Raw genomic sequence first — 18,327 nt, 5'->3', positions numbered from 1 at the left:
CCTCGGCGTCGGCTCCGCAGCCGGCAGCGGTCCCCTGCAGCGGTAGTCTGGGGGGACCCCCAATCCCCGGATGGAGCAGCATGCCCGCACGCAGCCTGACCCGCGCAGCCCGGATCGGCATCCCGCTGATGCTCGCGGTCCCCGCTCTCGCCCTCTCGGCCTGCTCGGCGCCTGTCACGGTCCAGCCCGCTCCGGGTGCCGCCAACCCCGCGTGCGCGCCGCTCATGCTTGCGCTCCCCGACTCGCTCGGCGATGCGTCACTGCGGAAGACCACGAGCCAGGCCACTGCCGCGTGGGGCGACCCCGCCGCCGTCGTGCTCCGGTGCGGTGTGGCGTCCCCTGGTCCCACGACCGACCGCTGCGTCAGCGTGAACGGCGTCGACTGGGTCATCAAGGAGACCAATGCCGGCGCGCCGGACGCAGGTCCGTCGTCGTCTTCGCCGAGCACGGCGTCCTCAGTGCCCTCGGCATCCGCGCCCTCGGCAGCATCCTCGCCATCGGCTGCGGCCACAGACGGCGGAACCTTCACCCTCACCACGTTCGGCCGAGAGCCCGCCACCGAGCTCCTTCTGGATTCTGGCCGGATCAGCTCGGCGACGGTGCTCGCGAGCCTCTCGGCCGCGGTGTCGAAGGTTCCCGCAACCAAGCACTGCGTGGGGCAGGAAGACCTCGCCAAGCTGCCCGCCAACGGCTGAGCATTGGCAGGCAGCGGCCCTCGCTCTGGAGGGCGGGCGAGCTAGCGGAGGCCTGTCGGCCGTGCGAGGGCAAGCTGGATGAGCTCGTCAATGAGCTCGCGGTAGCCGATCCCCGTCGCGGCCCACATCGCCGGATACATGCTGATGGGCGTGAAGCCCGGCATCGTGTTGATCTCGTTGATGACGAACTCTCCCTCGGGTGTGTAGAAGAAGTCCACCCTGCTCAGGCCCTCGCCGGAGACGGCGTCGAACGCGGTCGCTGCGAGTTCGCGCACCCGGTGGATGGCCTCCTGCGGAAGGTCGGCGGGGCATGAGAGCGAGGCGGCATCGTTCTCGACGTACTTCGCCTCGAAGTCGTAGAACGCATGCTGCCCTCCCTGCACGACGATCTCGCCGGGCAGCGAGGTGCGGGGCGCGTCGCACCCGCGGCCCTCGAGCACGCCGCACTCGATCTCCCGGCCCGTGATGCCCGCCTCGATGACGAGCCGCAGGTCGTGCCGGCGTGCCTCCGCGATTGCGGCGTCGAGTCCCTCGGGACCGTCTACCTTGGAGATGCCCACTGAGGAGCCCGCGCGGCACGGCTTCACGAACACGGGGAATCCGAGGCGGCCGACGGCGTCACGCACCGCTTGGGGGTCGCGGCGCCACTCCTTGTCGGTCACCGTGACGTACGGCCCGACACTGAGGCCGGCCGCCTCGAAGGCCACCTTCATGAAGTGCTTGTCCATCCCGACCGCGGACGCGAGGACACCGGCGCCCACGTAGCGGACGTCGGCGAGTTCGAGCAGGCCCTGGACCGTGCCGTCTTCGCCGAAGGCACCGTGGAGGAGTGGGAAGACGACGTCGACGTCGCCGAGCTCCCTCGGCACCTGGTTCGGCTCGGTCACCACGAGGTGGGCTGCGCCGTCGGATTCGGAGAGGCGCACCGTCTCGCTGCTTGGCTCGACCTCGGGTGGGTGGCCAGCGTTGAGCGCCCACCGGTGCCAGTCTCCGCGCGAGAGGACCCACTGGCCTTCGCGGGTGATCCCGATCGGGACCACCTCGTACTTCTCAGCGTCGATGGCGCCCATCACTCCAGCGGCCGTCACACAGCTCACGGCGTGCTCGCTCGAGCGCCCCCCGAAGAGAAGTGCGACTCTCGTCTTTGTGCTCTTCCTGGTCTCTGTCACGCTTCTAGTCGCCTTCTGACTTGAGCTGCCGCGCCAGCAGCAGCGGTTCGAGCTGGTCTACGGGGAGTTCCCCCCTGAGCACGGCCACCACGGCGGCCGTGATGGGCATGTCGACCCCGACCCGCTGGGCGAGCTCGAGCACAGCGGGCGCCGACTTGATTCCCTCGGCGACCTGGGTCATCCGGGCGCCCACCTGATCGGCGTCCAGTCCCTGGCCCAGGAGGCTGCCCGCGGTGTGGTTTCGGGAGAGTTTGGACGAGCAGGTTGCAACGAGGTCACCGAGGCCTGCGAGCCCGGCCATGGTCGTGAGATCGCCTCCGAGGGCTACGGCCAGGCGGGTCGTCTCGGCCAGTCCGCGCGTGATGACGGTGGCCTTCGTGTTGTCCCCCATCTCCTTGCCCTCGCAGATGCCGACGGCGAGGGCGATCACGTTCTTCACGATGCCGCCGATCTCGACGCCGACGACGTCGGTGCTCATGTAGGGGCGGAAGTACGGCGCGGTGCACGACTCGGCGATCCATTGGGCGGTCTCGTGGTCGGTGCACGCCACGACCGACCCCGTGGGCTGGGAGCGGGCGATCTCGAGGGCGAGGTTCGGGCCCGAGAGCACCGCGATCTGGCCCTGCGGCAGGCCCGTGAGCTCGGCGATCACCTCGCTCATGCGCTTGTCGGTGCCGAGCTCGAGCCCCTTCATGAGGGAGAGCACCACGGCGTCCCGGGGGATGTGGGCGCCCCAGTCGGTCAGCTGGGCGCGCAGCGACTGGGCGGGTATGGCAAGAACGACGACCTGGGCACCCTCGAGCGCCTCGGCGGGACTCATCGTCGCGGTGATGCTTTCGGGCAGCGCAATGTCCCCGAGGTACTTGGTGTTGCGATGCCGGCCGAAGTCGGCGACCACGTCCGTGGTGCGCCCCCAGACGCGGATGCTGCGCTCGATCCCGTGGCTTGCGGCGGCGTCGCCGAGGACCTTGGCGAACGTGGAGCCCCAGCTCCCCGCCCCCATCACCGCGATCTGCCGCAGCGGCCCGCGCGCCGTCCCAGTGCCGGGCGCACCCGCCTCGTTTCCAGTCGTCACGCGGACTTCCCGCCCCGCTCGACGTCCCGTCCGTGGGTGCTCTGCTGGTGCTGCGACGGGTCCCAGCGCTGGGCCGGCGGCTGCTCGCCGCGCAGTTCGGCCACGAGCGCCGTGATCGCGTCCATGATGCGCTCGGTGGCCTCGACGAGCGTTGACTTGTCGAGAGGGCGACCCGCAAGGTCGCTCAGATCCACCGGGTCACCGACGAGGACGACGGCCTTCTTCCGGGGGAACGGGTACAGCCGCTTGGCATACCGCGGGAAGAGCTCGTGGTCGCCCCAGTGGGCGATGGGGACGACGGGCGCTCCGGTCTTGAGCGCGAGCCGGGCCGCACCGGTGTGGCCCTTCATGGGCCAGAGTCCGGGGTCGCGCGTGAGGGTCCCCTCGGGGTAGACGATGATCGCCCCACCCTCGTCGATGACCTCGCGCGCAACCTCGAGCGAGGCCCCCGCGCCCGTCCCGCCTCGGTCGACAGGGACCTGTTTGGTCCCGCGCATGAGTTGGCCGAGGACCGGGGGCTTGAACAGACCGGCCTTGGCGAGGAAATGCGGCGGGCGGCCCTGGTTGTAGAGCATGTGGCCGACCGTGAGGGGGTCGAGCTCAGTGCAATGGTTGGGGCATGCAATGAAGCCGCCCCGGCCGGGGAGGCCCTTGAGCTTCTCCGTGCCCTGCCACTCCTTGCTCATGAGAAGGTTCATGATGGGCCGGACGACGGCGGCCGCGATGGCGAACGCGACCTTCTCGCCCGTGCTCTCGCGAGCCCCCTCGCGGGGCGATGTGCTCACTTCGTCTCCTCGAGGTCGAAGTCCGCGCCGAGGGCGCTGAGCTTCTCGGTGAAATGCTCATAGCCGCGACGGATGATGCCGACCCCGGTAGCCCGCGACACGCCGTCGGCCGCGAGAGCCGCGATGACGTGGCTGAATCCGCCCCGCAGGTCGGGGATGTCGAAGTCGGCGCCGTGCAGCGGCGTGGGGCCGGAGATGACCGCCGAATGCAGGAAATTGCGCTGGCCGAAGCGGCACGGAACGCTGCCGAGGCACTCGCGATGGAGCTGGATCGTGGCACCCATGCGGCCGAGCGCCTCGGTGAAGCCGAAGCGGTTCTCGTACACGGTCTCGTGCACGATCGACACGCCCTCAGCCTGCGTGAGGGCCACGATGAGCGGCTGCTGCCAGTCGGTCATGAAGCCCGGATGGACGTCCGTCTCGAGGACCAGCGGGGAGAGCTTGCCCCCGGGATGGTAGAAGCGGATCCCCTCGTCGGTGATCTGGAGGCCGCCTCCGATCTTCCGGTAGACGTTCAGGAAGGTCATCATGTCCCGTTGGCTCGCACCTTCGACGAAGATGTCGCCGTGGGTCGCGAGCGCCGCCGACGCCCAGGAGGCCGCCTCGTTGCGGTCTGGGAGGGCGCGGTGGGTGTAGCCGCCGAGCTCGGGAACGCCTTCGATCCGGATCGTCCGGTCGTTGAGGACCGCGATGATCGCACCCATCTTCTGCAGGACGGCAACGAGATCGATCACCTCGGGCTCGATCGCGGCACCCTTGAGCTCCGTGACGCCCTCCGCGCGGGTTGCCGACAGGAGCACCTGCTCCGTGGCGCCCACACTCGGGTACGGCAGCGAGATCCGTGCGCCCTTGAGTCCGCGGGGAGCCGAGATGCTGATGCCGCCTGGACGCTTGTCCACCACGGCGCCGAACTGGCGCAGCACGTCGAGGTGGTAGTCGATGGGGCGGTCGCCGATACGGCAGCCCCCGAGGTCCGGGATGAAGGCCTCGCCGATCGCGTGGATGAGCGGGCCGCAGAACAGGATCGGGATCCGCGAGTCACCGGCGTGGGCATCGATGTCCGCCACGGCCGCGGTCTTGGCGTTGGTGGGGTCGAGAGTCAGATCGCCCGTGGCGGTGTCCCGGTTGACCGAGACCCCGTGGAGCTGGAGCAGGCTCGTGACGATGTCGACGTCTTTGATCTCCGGCACGCTGCGGAGCGTGGACGGTTCGTTGCCCAGGAGCGCGGCCACCATGGCCTTGGGAACGAGGTTCTTGGCACCACGGACCGCCACCCGTCCCGAAAGGGGGACGCCGCCTCGGATGGTCAGGACACTGCTCATCTGCACCTTTTCCTCACTGGCCCCCATAGCCTCGGTCAGTACCCCGCCGGCACGGGACCCTGCTAAGCATAGAAGCTCGCGTCCGGGGAGGTGAAAACCCGGGCGCGAGCCTCAGTGCCGTGGTGCGCGAACTGCGCGCGCTCAGGTCCTGGCGGGGAGGGTCGTGGGCTTGAACGCCGGACGCCCGGCCTCGTACGCCTCGATCTCGTCCTCGTGCTGGAGCGTGAGGCCGATGTCGTCGAGGCCCTCGATGAGGCGCCAGCGCGTGTAGTCATCGATCTCGAACGGGGCCACGATGTTGCCGCACGTGGCAGTCTTAGAGGTCAAGTCGACGGTGATCTGCGTGCCCGGGTGGTTCTCGAGCTCCTTCCAGATGAGCTCGATGTCATCCTGGGCCACGACCGCCGCCACGAGTCCCTGCTTGCCCGAGTTGCCGCGGAAGATGTCTGCGAACCGCGAGGAGAGCACGGCCCTGAAGCCATAGTCCTTGAGCGCCCACACCGCGTGCTCGCGGGACGAGCCCGTTCCGAAGTCGGGACCGGCCACGAGGACGGAGCCCCGGCTGAACGGCTCCTGGTTGAGGATGAACGACTCGTCCTTGCGCCAGCTGGCGAAGAGTGCGTCCTCGAAGCCTGTACGCGTGATGCGCTTGAGGAAGACGGCAGGGATGATCTGGTCCGTGTCCACGTTGCTCTGGCGCAGCGGGACACCGATGCCGGTATGGGTGGTGAACTTCTCCATGGCTGGGTGGTCCTTCCTTAGGCAGCCGCGCCGGCGGCTTGGGAGTCGGGCACGGGATCGAGGTCCGCGGGCGACGAGAGTGTGCCACGGATCGCGGTCGCCGCCGCGACGACGGGTGAGACGAGGTGCGTGCGGCCGCCCTTGCCCTGGCGGCCCTCGAAGTTGCGGTTCGACGTCGAGGCGCACCGCTCGCCCGGCTGGAGCTGGTCGGGATTCATGCCAAGGCACATCGAGCAGCCTGCAAAGCGCCACTCGGCACCGAAGTCCTTGAACACCTTGTCGAGCCCCTCGGCCTCGGCCTCGAGGCGCACTCGGGCAGACCCCGGGACAACCAACATGCGGACCGTCGGGTCCTTGGTGCGGCCGCGGACGATCTCCGCGGCGGCCCGGAGATCCTCGAGACGGGAATTGGTGCAGGATCCGAGGAAGACCGTGTCGACGCGGATATCCTTCATCGGCGTTCCCGCACTGAGGCCCATGTAGTCGAGGGCACGGCGCGCGGTGGCCTTGGCGTTCTCGTCCGCGAAGTCGTCCGGATCCGGCACGGCCTGCGAGAGCGAGACGCCCTGGCCGGGGTTCGTTCCCCAGGTGACGAACGGCTCGAGCGTGTCAGCGTCGAGGAACACCTCGGCGTCGAACACGGCGTCGTCGTCGGTCCGCAGTGTGTCCCAGTACTCGACGGCCGCATCCCACTCGGCGCCCTGCGGGGCGTGCGGGCGGCCCTTCATGAAGTCGTAGGTGGTCTGGTCCGGCGCGACCATGCCTGCGCGGGCGCCCGCCTCGATGGACATGTTGCAGATCGTCATGCGCGCCTCCATTGAGAGGGCGCGGATCGCGGAGCCACGGTATTCGAGGACATAGCCCTGGCCGCCGCCGGTGCCCATCTTGGCGATGACGGCGAGGATGATGTCCTTGCTGCTCACGCCGGGCTTGAGCGTGCCCTCGACCGTGATGGCCATGGTCTTGAACGGAGTGAGCGAGAGCGACTGCGTGGCCATCACGTGCTCAACCTCGGATGTGCCGATGCCCATGGCAAGGGCACCGAACGCACCGTGCGTCGACGTGTGCGAGTCGCCGCACACGATCGTGAGCCCGGGCTGTGTGAGGCCGAGCTGCGGGCCCACCACGTGCACGATGCCCTGCTCGCGGTCACCGAGGGAGTGCAGTCGGACGCCGAACTCCGCGCAGTTGGCGCGCAGGGTCTCGATCTGCGTACGGCTCGTCGGATCCGCGATCGGCTTGTCGATGTCGAGCGTCGGGGTGTTGTGGTCCTCGGTCGCAATCGTGAGGTCGGGTCGGCGCAGTCTGCGGCCGGCGAGCCGGAGGCCCTCGAACGCCTGAGGCGACGTCACCTCATGCACGAGGTGAAGGTCGATGTACAGCAGATCGGGCTGCCCATCCGCGCCCTTGCGCACCACGTGTGCGTCCCAGACCTTCTCGGCCAGTGTGCGTCCCACGGCCTACTCCCTCCAGCTCGTGCCAGTTGTCTGGCCAGCCGCCATGGCTGTCTACGTACCAGTGCACCAGCGCCGCGGCCCTGCTGGCCACTCCGCCAACTTGCATCTCAGATACTGAGACGCCAATATCATCCTATGGACAACTCTAGTGGCGTCGGCGTCATCGACAAGGCCGCCCTCGTGCTCGACGCCCTCGAGGCGGGGCCTACGACCCTCGCTCAGCTCGTAGCGGCGACCGGCCTCGCCCGGCCCACCGTCCATCGGCTCGCTCTCGCCCTCGTGCACCACCGGCTCGTGGCGCGGGACATGCAGGGTCGGTTCGTGCTCGGCTCGCGGCTCGTCGAACTCGCCTCCGCCGCGGGCGAGGACCGCCTCATCGCCGCTGCAGGCCCCATCCTCGTCCAGCTCCGCGATGCAACCGGCGAGAGCGCCCAGATCTTCCGCCGACAGGGCGACTGGCGCGTGTGCGTCGCCTCGGCCGAGCGCCCGGTAGGGCTGCGCGACACCATCCCCGTGGGCACCCAGCTGAGCATGAAGGCAGGCTCGGCGGCACAGGTGCTCGTAGCATGGGAAGACCACGACCGGCTCCTCGAGGGCCTGAACCAGGCGCGCTTCACGCCCACAGTCCTCGCGGGAGTACGACGCCGCGGCTGGGCCCAGTCGCTCGGCGAACGCGAGCCGGGGGTCGCCTCCGTCTCCGCCCCGGTGCGGGGACCCTCCGGCCGGGTGATCGCAGCGGTGTCCATTTCGGGGCCCATCGAGCGCTTGACCCGCCAGCCGGGCCGCCAGCATGCTGAGGTCGTATGCAATGCCGGACGGCTCCTGACGGAGGCCCTGCGCAAGGGCAACGACTGAGCCAGCAGCACCGAGACAAGGCGGACGAGGGGGGCCAGTGGCCGAGTACGCGGTGTTCCTGCGCGGCGTCAACGTAGGCGGCATCACGCTCAAGATGGCGGACGTCCGCGCGACTCTTGCGGCGCTGCCGGTCTCTGGCGTCAAGACGCTGCTCGCGAGCGGCAACGCCGTTCTCTCTGCCGAGAAGACCACGACCGAGGTCAAAGACCTGGTCGAGCGGGCGCTGCGGTCCGATTTCGGCTACGACGCATGGGTCGTGGTGCTCCCGCGCGACGAGGTCGACTCGCTCGTTGCAGCCTGCCCGTACCCGGCCGACGAACCCGCGGTCCATGCGTACATCACCCTCGCCTCGGACCCCACGGCGCTCGACGGCCTCCTTGACACCGCGGCGGCCCTCGCGGAATCGCGTCCGGAGACCGGCAGCTCAGCCGAGACGGAGCACATGCGCCTCTCCCCGATGGCGCTCGCGTGGCGCTGCCCGAAGGGTTCCACCCTTGACGCGCCCATCTCCAAGGCCAGCGCCAAGCCGGCGTTCAAGGCCACGACCACGACGCGCAACCTCCGAACGCTCCTGAAGGTCCAGGCAGCCTTCGCGTGAGGCCATCCAGTCCGAGAAACGAAGGAGGGCCCGGTCCGAAGACCGGGCCCTCCTCTGAGGTGACCCCAGCGGGATTCGAACCCGCGTTACCGCCGTGAGAGGGCAGCGTACTAGGCCGCTATACGATGGGGCCCTGCACTGCGCCAGCCCGTTGCCGGACGGCGCTCCTGCCTTCCTGAGGAAGGCTCTTTCAGAAAGGGTCCCGGCGCAATTGCCGGCACCCTGTCCGTGACCCCAGCGGGATTCGAACCCGCGTTACCGCCGTGAGAGGGCGGCGTACTAGGCCGCTATACGATGGGGCCGTGGTACTTTACCGTGCTCACAAATGAGCATTCCTTTGATTCCGCACAACGGCGGAACATCAGGAGCTGGGATACCAGGACTCGAACCTAGAATGACGGTACCAGAAACCGTAGTGTTGCCAATTACACCATATCCCACTGGCTATCGGGGCTCTGCTCGGCTCTTCGCGTCAACCTTGGTGGTCCACCCGAATGCTCCCGTGCCCCTCAGCACGAGTAATTACTCTACCCGATGCTCTGTCGGGCGCAAAATCCGCAACACGGTCACGGAACCCCTCGCGCACGTGATCCGTGTCATGTTCGCGCGATGAGAGCCTGACCTGAGACCCCACAGCACAACGCCAGAGACCCTACAGCGTTGCGGGGTCTCTGGCAGGACGTTGCGGGGTCTCTGGCAGGACGTTGCGGGGTCTCTGGCAGGACGTTGCGGGGTCGCTGAGCGTCAGAGGAGGCCGAGGATCCCCGGGATCTCGCCCAGGCTCGCAACCTGCTCGGGCACCAGCAGTGCGGCCGCGGGGTCGAGGACCGTCGAGCGGCGATTGAGCCAGATCCCGCGGATTCCCGCGCCGGCCGCCCCGACGACGTCGTGCGCGGGGTTGTCCCCGACGTACACCGTCTGCTCGGCCGCCGTGCCGAGCCGGCGCAGTCCCTCACGGAAGATGGCCGGATCCGGCTTCGCAACGCCCACCGCATCGATGCCCACCAGGACGCTGATGCGCTCGAGACCGGCGACATCGAGCTTGGCCCGCTGGTAGTCGTGCACGTTGTTGCTGACGGCGCCGTAGGCGATCCCCGCGGCCTCGAGGGCATCGAGGAACGGGTGCACGTCGTCAAACGCCCGCACGTATGAGGGCTGCGCCGTCTCGTACTCGCTGAGCCACTGAGCAGCCTGGGCATCGGAGGCGAAACCCGTCCCGAAGTGCGCGAGGCACCGCTCGGCCCGCAGCACCCGCTGCTCGGCGAATGTGATCTCGTGCGCCATGTAGCGCTCATAGATGTCGTCGGACCCGCGCGTGAAGATGCGGCAGAACGTCACCCACTCCGCCTCGACCAGGCCGGGGAGGAGCGGAGCGCTGACTTCACGAAGCGCCCGGTCCATGGCGCCCTCGAGATCCACGAGAGTCTCGTCGATGTCCAGGAGCACGCCCTCCACCTGCGCCGTTCCGACCACGCCGGGCACGCGAACGACGGCGGGTGCGCGGCCGCCGTCGTGCGTCGCCGGCGTCGCGGGTCCTGTGCTCTCGGCCAGCGCCTCAGCCACCGTCGCAGTCACCGTGTCAGCCACGGAAGGCCTTGATGCGTGCGAGGGACGAGTCCTTGCCGAGGATGACCATGGACTCGAAGAGCGGCGGCGAGATGCGGCGGCCGGAGATGGCCGTGCGGACTGGCCCGAACGCGAGGCGCGGCTTGATGCCGAGTCCCTCCACGAGGGCGCTGCGCAGGGCTGCCTGGATGTCCTCAGCCGACCAGTCCGTGACCGGCTCGAGGGCCGTGAGGGCGGCGTCGAGGACCTCGGGCAGGTTCGCGGGCATGCCCTTCAGCGCATCGTCGGCGATGCGGATCGCGGAGTCCTCGGCAAAGAGGAAGCCGAGCATCTCGGGGGCCTCGCCGAGGAGCGTGATGCGCTCCTGGATGAGCGGCGCGGCCTCGGTCAGGATCTCGTCCTGGCGCGGGGTGAGGGCCTCCCCCACGATGCCGGCCTCGCGCAGGTACGGGACCAGGCGCTCGCGGAAGTCGGCGGCCTCGAGCAGGCGCACGTGCGTGCCGTTGATCGCCTCGGCCTTCTTGAGGTCGAAGCGGGCCGGGTTGGGCAGCACGTCGGCGATGTCGAACGCGGACGTGAACTGCTCCACCGTGAAGATGTCCTCGTCCGCCGAGATCGACCAGCCGAGCAGCGCGAGGTAGTTCAGGAGGCCCTCGGGGATGAAGCCGCGCTCGCGGTGGTGGAAGAGGTTCGACTCCGGGTCGCGCTTGGAGAGCTTCTTGTTCCCCTCGCCCATCACATACGGCAGGTGGCCGAAGATCGGCATGTAGCTCGCAACGCCCACCGCGTGGAGCGCGTAGTAGAGCGCGACCTGGCGCGGGGTCGAGGACAGGAGGTCCTCGCCACGGAGCACGTGGGTGATGCCCATGAGAGCGTCGTCGACCGGGTTGACGAGCGTGTACAGGGGCGAGCCGTCCGCGCGCACCACGACGAAGTCCGGCACTGTTCCGGCCTTGAACGTGATCTCGCCGCGGATGATGTCATTGAAGACCACGTCCTCCTCGGGCATGCGGAAGCGCAGCACGGGCTCGCGTCCCTCGGCACGGAAGGCTGCCTTCTGCTCGTCCGTGAGGTCTCGGTCCGAGTTGTCGTAGCCGAGCTTGGGATCCCGGCCCGCCGCCTTGTGGCGGGCCTCGATCTCGGCCGGCGTGGAGAACGACTCGTACAGGAACCCCGCGTCCTTGAGCTTCGCCGCGACGTCCTTGTAGAGGTCGAGACGACGCGACTGCCGGTACGGCTCGTGCGGGCCGCCGACGTCGATCCCCTCGTCCCACGTCAGGCCGAGCCAGCGCAGGGCCTCGACGATCTGCTCGTAGCTCTCCTCGGTGTCCCGCTGCGCGTCGGTGTCCTCGATGCGGAACACGAACGTGCCGCCCGTGTGGCGCGCGTAGGCCCAGTTGAACAGGGCAGTGCGCACCATGCCGACGTGCGGCGTGCCCGTCGGAGAGGGGCAGAAGCGCACACGCACCGGCGTGTCGGGCACGACGGACGGGATGGAGGCGGGGTCGAGCAGAGGTGCTGGGGGCGAGGAAGTCATAGTGCCCCTATTCTAAGGGGCCTCTCCCTTGGCTCGGCTCGCGTCATCCCAGCTGTGGTGCGCACGACGGCGGGCTCCCGACCCGTGCGGGCCGGCCACGCGGCGTCGTGCGCGCCGCAGGGAAGCACACGGCATTCAGCCTGCGGCGCAGCGGCTACCGACGCACGATAGGGTTCGAGAGGACCCCGAGGCCCTCGATCTCGATCTCGACGCGGTCACCCTCCTTCACGAGGCCCACGCCGGCAGGGGTGCCGGTCATGATGACGTCGCCGGGCAGGAGGGTGAAGGCTGCGGAGACGGCAGCAACGAGCTCATTGACGCCGAAGACCATGTCTGCGGTGCTGCCGTCCTGCCTGACCTCGCCGTTGACCTTGGTGGAGAGGCGGAGATCCTCGACGTCGAGGTCGGTCTCGATCCAGGGTCCGAGGGGCTTGGACGTGTCAAACGACTTGGCTCGCGCCCACTGGAGATCAGTGCGCTGCTTGTCGCGTGCCGTGAGGTCGTTGCCCACGGTGTAGCCGAAGATGACATCCCCGGCCTTCTCTGCTGGCACGTCCTTGCAGATGCGTCCGATCACGACGCAGAGCTCGCCCTCGTAGGAGACTTCCTCGGTCCACTCCGGCAGGACGACCGGGTCGCCGGGGCCCACCACTGCCGTGTTGGCCACGAGGAACATGGACGGCTCGGTGGGCAGGTCGTTGCCCATCTCCTTGGCGTGGTCCGCGTAGTTGCGGCCGATCCCCACGACCTTGCTGCGGGGGATGATCGGCGCGAGGAGGCGCACGTCCTCGAGCGGGTGGGTGACGCCCGTCGGCTCGACGCCGTTGAAGAAGGGGTCGCCCTTGATGACGGCGACGGTCTCGTGGCCGGGCTCCCCCTGGACCACGCCGTAGAAGGGTTCGGAGTCGAGTACACAACGGGCAATGCGCATGGGGTTCACCCTATCGTGACCGGGCGGGTGGCCTGGCGGCACCGTGAGGGGCAGCCTCCGACAGCGCGTCCCTGGGCAGGCAGGCGGGATGCCCGCCTGAGCCGGGGACGCGCCGTCGTGCGCAGCACAGCGGAAGCCCGGTGCGGCGGAACCTCGGTTTCGACTCCGCTCAACCAGCGTCTTCGGGTCCGCTCGATCAGCGCAGGCTACGCGAGCTGCGTGAGCCAGCCGTGCAGGTCCTCGACCGTGCCGGTCTGGATCCCGAGGAGCTGCTCGCGGATGCTCATCGCGACCGACTCGCCCTTGAGCTCAGGCGTCACGAGGGAACCGTCGGCGGTCTTGAGCTCGCCGATAGGCGTGATGACGGCCGCGGTGCCGCACGCGAAGACCTCGGTGAGCGTCCCGTCGGCGACGGCCTGACGCCATTCGTCGATCGTGATCTTGCGTTCCTCGACCGTGAGCCCGCGGTCGCTCGCGAGCTGCAGGACAGAGTCGCGGGTGACGCCGTGGAGGATGTTGCCGTTGAGCGCCGGCGTGACGAGGGTGTCGCCGTTGAACACGAAGAAGATGTTCATGCCGCCGAGCTCATCGACAGCGAAGTCGTTGGTCGGGTCGAGGAACAGGACCTGCTTGCACCCATTCGCCTCGGCCTCGAGCTGGGCCGCGAGCGACGCCGCGTAGTTGCCGCCGCACTTCGCCTCCCCCGTGCCGCCGTGGCCTGCACGCGCATAGTGCTCGGAGAGCCAGATCGAGACAGGCTCGAGCTCGCCGCCGAAGTAGTTGCCCGCGGGCGAAGCGATGACGCGATACGAGACCTCACGGGCCGGACGGACGCCCAGGAACGCCTCGGTGGCAATCATGAACGGGCGCAGGTACAGGGCCTCGCCGTCGCCGTTCGGCACCCAATCCTTGTCCGCGGACACGATCTGCCGCAGAGACTCGATGAAGACCTCAGTCGGCAGCTCGGGCAGCGCGAGGCGCTGGGCCGACTTGTTGAAGCGGTGAGCGTTCGCCTCGGGACGGAACGTCCAGACGGTGCCGTCGGCGTGGCGGTACGCCTTGAGGCCTTCGAAGATCTCCTGGCCATAGTGCAGCACCGCCGCAGCCGGATCCATCGCGATCGGGCCGTACGGCTCGACCCGCGCGTTGTGCCAGCCGCCCTTCCCCTCGGGATCGACCTTCCAGTCGACGACGACGGTGTGGTCAGTGAAATAGTCGCCGAACCCGGGGTTCTCCAGGATCGCCGCACGCTCCTCGGCGCTCTTCGGGGTCTCCGAGAGCCGCCGTGCGAATTCAACGCTGAGAGCGTTCTGAGTCATGATTCCTCCACATCGATCGGGCGGACGGCCTCACTGCCGTCAGGCCCGGGGCCTGCAAGTGCGTCCAGCTTACGCCTGCGCACCCGTCGGGATTCGGTGCGAGGACGACGGCGGGGTGGCACCCGCCGTCGTCCTCCTTCCTTCGGTGCGGCGCGCTAGAGGCGCGCCGCGACGGCGTCCCCAACGGCAGACGTCGTGCGCGCCTCGCCCGGGGTACGGGACTCGACATCGGCCCGCACGGCAGCCTGGATGCGCGCAGCTGCCTCGGGCTGGCCGATGTGGTCGAGCAGGAGCGCGGCCGAGAGGATCGCGGCGGTCGGGTCGGCCTTCTGCTGGCCGGCGATATCGGGGGCCGAGCCGTGGACGGGCTCGAACATGCTCGGCGCGGTGCGGTCGATGTTGATGTTGCCGCTTGCGGCGAGGCCGATGCCGCCCGTTACTGCACCCGCGAGGTCCGTGAGGATGTCGCCGAACAGGTTGTCGGTGACGATGACGTCGAATCTGGAGGGGTCGGTGACGAGGAAGATCGTGGCCGCGTCGACGTGCAGGTAGTCGTGCTCGACCCCCGGGAACTCGGCGGCGACGGCCTCGACGGTGCGCTTCCACAGGTGGCCCGCGTACACGAGGACGTTGTGCTTGTGGACGAGCGTGACCTTGTTGCGGCGCTGGGTGGCGCGGCGGAAGGCGTCGCGAACCACGCGCTCGACCCCGTAGGCCGTGTTGACGGAGACCTCCGTGGCAATCTCCTGGGGCGTGCCGACCCGCAGGGCGCCGCCGTTGCCGGTGTACGGGCCCTCGGTGCCCTCGCGCACCACAACGAAATCGACCTGCCCCGGGTCCGCGAGCGGGCTGGGAACTCCCGCGTAGAGCCGGGACGGTCGCAGGTTGACGCAGTGGTCGAGGCTGAAGCGGAGCTTGAGGAGGATCTCGCGTTCGAGGATGCCCGAGGGGATGCGTGTGTCACCGGGGGCGGCACCCACTGCACCGAAGAGGATGGCATCGCGGCCGCGGATGTCCGCGAGGGTCTCCTCGGAGAGCGTCTCCCCCGTCGTGAGCCAGTGCTCCGCGCCGAGGCTGTAGCGCGTCTCCTTGACTTCGAGGCCCGATCCCTCGAGCGCCTTGTGGAGGACCTTGAGGGCCTCTGCCGTCACTTCGGGGCCGATGCCGTCTCCGGGAATCACTGCAAGATCGAGCTGCGTCTGGGTCATGATCGAAAGACTAACGCGATCATCCACATGCTGGTCACATTGGTCTCACACTGCGGACGCCATAGCGCCGAAGTCACCCCCGGCGGGCGCGAGGTCACCCCCTGTGGACGCGAAGTCACCCCCTACGGCCGCGACGTCGCCCTGGAGCTGCAGGCGCGCGACCCTTTGAGTTATCCACATACAAGGTCGCGACGCTGCGGATGACGAGTCGGGACGGGAGACTCCCACCATGGACCTCGACCTCGACCTCACTCCCCACGCCCGGAACCGGATTGGTGATCTGGCCGCCTCAGCGGCTTCCCCCGTCCCCATGCTCACGCGACGTCAGCTTCGCTCCGCCGGTCTCGATGACCAGACCATCCGGAGCCTCACCGACTCTGGCGACCTGTCCCGACAGGGACGCGGTGTCTATGCGCCGATGGGGGTTGGCACTCCTGATCCCATGATCATCAGAATCTGCGCGCACCATGCCGCCTCGACCGGTGCTTCGCACGTATACACCCACACATCGGCGGCGCTGATCTGGGGCCTCTCGGTGTGGCGTGCGCGGCCGCTCGTACATGTCGCGCATGCTGGCCGTCGGGGAAACTCCGGTCCCGCGTGCGACATCGTGCGGCACAACCAACGAATCCCTGACTCACAGGTCACGACCAGGGGCGGGCTCAGGGTGACCTCGTTGGAGCGGACCATCATCGACTGCGCGCGGTTGCTGCCCTTCGAGCTGGCCGTGATCATCGCCGACTCCGGGCTCGCAAACGGCGCAGATCGTGAGACCATCCGTCGTCTCGTCGTCGAAGGCAGGGGCACGCGTGGAATACGGCGAGTCCGTGAGGCGCTGGCCGCCGCCAACGGGCTCTCGGAATCTCCGGCCGAGACACGCTTCCGTCTGCTTCTGGAGGAATGGAACCTTCCCGAACCAGAGCTCCAGCTCTGGATCGCGACTGCGGGTGGTCGTGAACGCGTCGACTTCGCCTGGTCAGCGAGGCGGCTCGTCATCGAGGTTCATGGGTACGCGAAGTACTTCGACTACGGACCGCCGGACACGAAGGTTGTAGCGCAGCGTGAGCGCGAGGCACGGCTGGTCGCTGCTGGATGGCGCGTTCTCAACGTGTACTGGCCCGAGCTCGACGACGTCGAGGCTCTCCGCACCAAAGTGCGTGCCTTCCTCACGACGCCGCATGCCCTGTTCGACGTCGCGTGAGAGACACTGCCCAGACGCGTTGCGGACAGCGATGTTCAGTCGCCGCCGTGCCGCCGGATGACCGCGGCCACCGGGCGACCTCAGCGCCAGAGGTGACCTCGACACCACACCCCGTGACCTCGACACCACACCCGGTGACCTCAACACCCACCCGGTGACCTCGACACCACACCCCGTGACCTCGACACCACACCCGGTGACCTCGACACCACACGGCGTGACCTCGGCGGGAGGGAGGCGGTCAGGCCTCTGCGGGCTCCTCGTAGCGCGGGAAGACCGGCACGGGGGCGGGGAGCTGAGTGCCAGGGGCGATGGGGGTCGCGATGGCGGCGAACTGGCGGGATTCGCCCTCAGGCTGGCCGAGCACGTCCAACAGCTTCGCTGCGGATGCGGGCACCACGGGCTGCACGAGGAGCCCCACCGTGCGGACCACCTCGAGCGTCACGTACAGCACGGTTGCCATGCGGGCGGGATCCGTCTTGCGCAGAACCCACGGGGCCTGGTCAGCGAAGTAGGCGTTGGTGTCGCCGAGCACCGTCCAAATCGCCTCGAGTGCGCGCGAGAACTCCTGCTTGCCGAACGATGCCCGCACGGCCGCCAGCAGACCAGCCGCGGCATCGAGGATCGCCCGGTCCGCGTCGCTGAACTCCCCCGGCGAGGGCACGACGCCGCCCAGGTTCTTGGCCACCATCGAGAGCGACCGCTGGGCGAGGTTCCCGAGGTTGTTGGCGAGGTCCGCGTTCATGCGGCCCACGATCGCCTCGTGGCTGTAGCTGCCGTCGGCACCGTAAGGCACTTCGCGCAGGAAGAAGTAGCGGACGGAATCGAGCCCGTACTGGGCGATCATGTCCGCTGGCGCCACCACGTTGCCCAATGACTTGGACATCTTGACGCCGTTGTTCTGCAGGAACCCGTGGATCATCACCCGTTGGGGCAGCTCGAGCCCCGCGCTCATGAGGAACGCGGGCCAGTAGATCGCGTGGAAGCGCGAGATGTCCTTGCCGATGATGTGAACGTCCGCTGGCCAGTACTTCCGGAACGGCTCGGAGTCCGTGTCCGGGTAGCCCACGCCGGTGAGGTAGTTGGTCAGCGCGTCGACCCAGACGTACATGACGTGGCCGGGGGCGTCCGGCACGGGAACGCCCCAGTCGAACGACGTGCGCGAGATCGAGAGGTCCTCGAGCCCGTGCTTGACGAAGGAGATGACCTCGTTGAACCGGTACTGCGGTGCGCCGAACTCGGGGTGGGACTCGTAGTACGCCAGAAGCCTGTCCTGGTAGGCCGAGAGGCGGAAGAAGTAGCTCTCCTCAGCGGTCCAGGTGAGCTCGGTGTCGGTCTCCTTCGAGTACCGCACGCCGTCGCGCACCACGGTCTCGTCCTCGGTGTAGTACGCCTCATCGCGGACCGAGTACCAGCCCTCGTACTTGTCGAGGTAGATGTCCCCCGCGCCCTCCATGCGCTTCCAGAGATCGCTGGCCGCGGCGTAATGGTCCGAATCGGTCGTTCGGATGAGGCGGTCGTAGCTCGTGCCGAGGAGTTCGTGCACGTCCCGGTACACCGCAGCCTGACGGTCGACGAACTCCTTTGCCGTGAGCCCCTCCTTCTCGGCGGTCTGGGCGATCTTGAGCCCATGCTCGTCGGTTCCGGTGAGGAAGAAGACGTCGAATCCGTCGAGTCGCTTGAAACGCGCCATCGCATCCGCGGAGATGTACTCGTAAGCATGGCCGATGTGGGGCGCACCGTTCGGGTACGTAATGGCAGTGGTGAGGTAGAAGGGAACCTTCTCAGATGCGGACGTCACCCTACGAAATTACCGGATGCGGTGGACCGTGGCGAAAAGTGCCCGCTCCGGCCTCCACGTGAGCCGT

The 18,327-nt window shown here is 68.4% G+C and carries 16 protein-coding genes and 3 tRNA genes; 4 read left to right on the top strand and 15 right to left on the bottom strand.

From position 1 onward, the window contains the following. Positions 1 to 128 precede the first annotated feature (128 nt). Positions 129 to 695, top strand: coding sequence for a DUF3515 family protein (locus RBS60_RS10655; RefSeq protein ID WP_307957640.1), 567 nt, complete (start codon positions 129 to 131; stop codon positions 693 to 695). Positions 696 to 736: 41 nt separating this feature from the next. On the opposite strand, the gene RBS60_RS10650 is transcribed toward RBS60_RS10655, so the two are convergent. The 6 genes from RBS60_RS10650 to leuC form a co-directional block, all read right to left on the bottom strand. Next, positions 737 to 1,864 carry a D-alanine--D-alanine ligase family protein gene (locus RBS60_RS10650; protein ID WP_307957526.1) on the bottom strand — a complete coding sequence of 376 codons (1,128 nt, stop codon included), beginning with the start codon at positions 1,862 to 1,864 and terminating at the stop codon, positions 737 to 739. 4 nt (positions 1,865 to 1,868) lie between these two features. Next, positions 1,869 to 2,867 (bottom strand): NAD(P)H-dependent glycerol-3-phosphate dehydrogenase, encoded by a 999-nt coding sequence (locus tag RBS60_RS10645; RefSeq protein ID WP_374049265.1) that lies wholly within the window; start codon positions 2,865 to 2,867, stop codon positions 1,869 to 1,871. A 68-nt stretch (positions 2,868 to 2,935) separates the two neighbouring features. Beyond that, positions 2,936 to 3,637, bottom strand: a complete 702-nt coding sequence (locus RBS60_RS10640) for a lysophospholipid acyltransferase family protein (RefSeq protein WP_307957638.1) — start codon at positions 3,635 to 3,637, stop codon at positions 2,936 to 2,938. 83 nt (positions 3,638 to 3,720) lie between these two features. After that, on the bottom strand, positions 3,721 to 5,046 hold the full coding sequence (gene murA, locus RBS60_RS10635; RefSeq protein ID WP_307957525.1) for a UDP-N-acetylglucosamine 1-carboxyvinyltransferase: 1,326 nt from the start codon (positions 5,044 to 5,046) through the stop codon (positions 3,721 to 3,723). A 141-nt stretch (positions 5,047 to 5,187) separates the two neighbouring features. Continuing rightward, positions 5,188 to 5,787: a 3-isopropylmalate dehydratase small subunit gene (gene leuD / locus RBS60_RS10630; RefSeq protein WP_307957524.1), complete on the bottom strand. Its 600-nt coding sequence runs from the start codon at positions 5,785 to 5,787 to the stop codon at positions 5,188 to 5,190. A gap of 17 nt (positions 5,788 to 5,804) precedes the next feature. Next, complete coding sequence (gene leuC / locus RBS60_RS10625; RefSeq protein ID WP_307957523.1) at positions 5,805 to 7,244, bottom strand: 3-isopropylmalate dehydratase large subunit; 1,440 nt, start codon at positions 7,242 to 7,244, stop codon at positions 5,805 to 5,807. Positions 7,245 to 7,379: 135 nt separating this feature from the next. Between leuC and RBS60_RS10620 the strand changes: the two genes are divergently transcribed. Further along, positions 7,380 to 8,099 (top strand): IclR family transcriptional regulator, encoded by a 720-nt coding sequence (locus tag RBS60_RS10620; RefSeq protein ID WP_307957522.1) that lies wholly within the window; start codon positions 7,380 to 7,382, stop codon positions 8,097 to 8,099. Positions 8,100 to 8,136: 37 nt separating this feature from the next. Continuing rightward, the gene (locus tag RBS60_RS10615; protein WP_307957521.1) at positions 8,137 to 8,697 is read left to right on the top strand and encodes a DUF1697 domain-containing protein; all 561 of its coding nucleotides are present in this window, start codon (positions 8,137 to 8,139) and stop codon (positions 8,695 to 8,697) included. A 60-nt stretch (positions 8,698 to 8,757) separates the two neighbouring features. Here RBS60_RS10615 and RBS60_RS10610 read toward each other — a convergent pair. The 8 genes from RBS60_RS10610 to RBS60_RS10575 all read right to left on the bottom strand — a co-directional run bounded on the left by RBS60_RS10610 (position 8,758) and on the right by RBS60_RS10575 (position 15,258). Next, positions 8,758 to 8,830 (bottom strand) — tRNA-Glu (locus RBS60_RS10610). Positions 8,831 to 8,926: 96 nt separating this feature from the next. Then, positions 8,927 to 8,999: transfer RNA gene (locus tag RBS60_RS10605), tRNA-Glu, on the bottom strand. Positions 9,000 to 9,065: 66 nt separating this feature from the next. Then, positions 9,066 to 9,137, bottom strand: a tRNA-Gln gene (locus RBS60_RS10600). Between the two features lie 304 nt (positions 9,138 to 9,441). Then, a complete protein-coding gene (locus RBS60_RS10595; RefSeq protein ID WP_307957520.1) occupies positions 9,442 to 10,284 on the bottom strand; it encodes an HAD family hydrolase in 843 nt (280 codons plus the stop codon). Next, positions 10,277 to 11,800 carry a glutamate--tRNA ligase gene (gene gltX, locus RBS60_RS10590; protein WP_307957519.1) on the bottom strand — a complete coding sequence of 508 codons (1,524 nt, stop codon included), beginning with the start codon at positions 11,798 to 11,800 and terminating at the stop codon, positions 10,277 to 10,279. Before gltX ends, RBS60_RS10595 begins: the two co-directional genes overlap by 8 nt. Before the next feature lie 154 nt (positions 11,801 to 11,954). Continuing rightward, complete coding sequence (locus RBS60_RS10585; protein WP_307957518.1) at positions 11,955 to 12,731, bottom strand: fumarylacetoacetate hydrolase family protein; 777 nt, start codon at positions 12,729 to 12,731, stop codon at positions 11,955 to 11,957. Positions 12,732 to 12,937: 206 nt separating this feature from the next. Further along, entirely contained in the window at positions 12,938 to 14,050 is a 1,113-nt protein-coding gene (locus RBS60_RS10580) for a branched-chain amino acid aminotransferase (protein ID WP_307957517.1), read from the bottom strand. A gap of 155 nt (positions 14,051 to 14,205) precedes the next feature. Then, positions 14,206 to 15,258 carry a 3-isopropylmalate dehydrogenase gene (locus RBS60_RS10575; protein WP_307957516.1) on the bottom strand — a complete coding sequence of 351 codons (1,053 nt, stop codon included), beginning with the start codon at positions 15,256 to 15,258 and terminating at the stop codon, positions 14,206 to 14,208. A gap of 229 nt (positions 15,259 to 15,487) precedes the next feature. Between RBS60_RS10575 and RBS60_RS10570 the strand changes: the two genes are divergently transcribed. Next, entirely contained in the window at positions 15,488 to 16,459 is a 972-nt protein-coding gene (locus tag RBS60_RS10570; RefSeq protein WP_307957515.1) for a type IV toxin-antitoxin system AbiEi family antitoxin domain-containing protein, read from the top strand. 241 nt (positions 16,460 to 16,700) lie between these two features. On the opposite strand, the gene metG is transcribed toward RBS60_RS10570, so the two are convergent. Further along, positions 16,701 to 18,260 (bottom strand): methionine--tRNA ligase, encoded by a 1,560-nt coding sequence (metG, locus tag RBS60_RS10565; RefSeq protein WP_307957514.1) that lies wholly within the window; start codon positions 18,258 to 18,260, stop codon positions 16,701 to 16,703. Between the last annotated feature and the right edge of the window lie 67 nt (positions 18,261 to 18,327).

It is taken from the genome of Sinomonas sp. ASV486 (assembly GCF_030908215.1).
Lineage (GTDB): Bacteria > Actinomycetota > Actinomycetes > Actinomycetales > Micrococcaceae > Sinomonas > Sinomonas puerhi.
The sequence above is the reverse complement of the archived record's forward strand: the minus strand, read 5'-3'. Positions and strand labels throughout refer to the sequence as shown.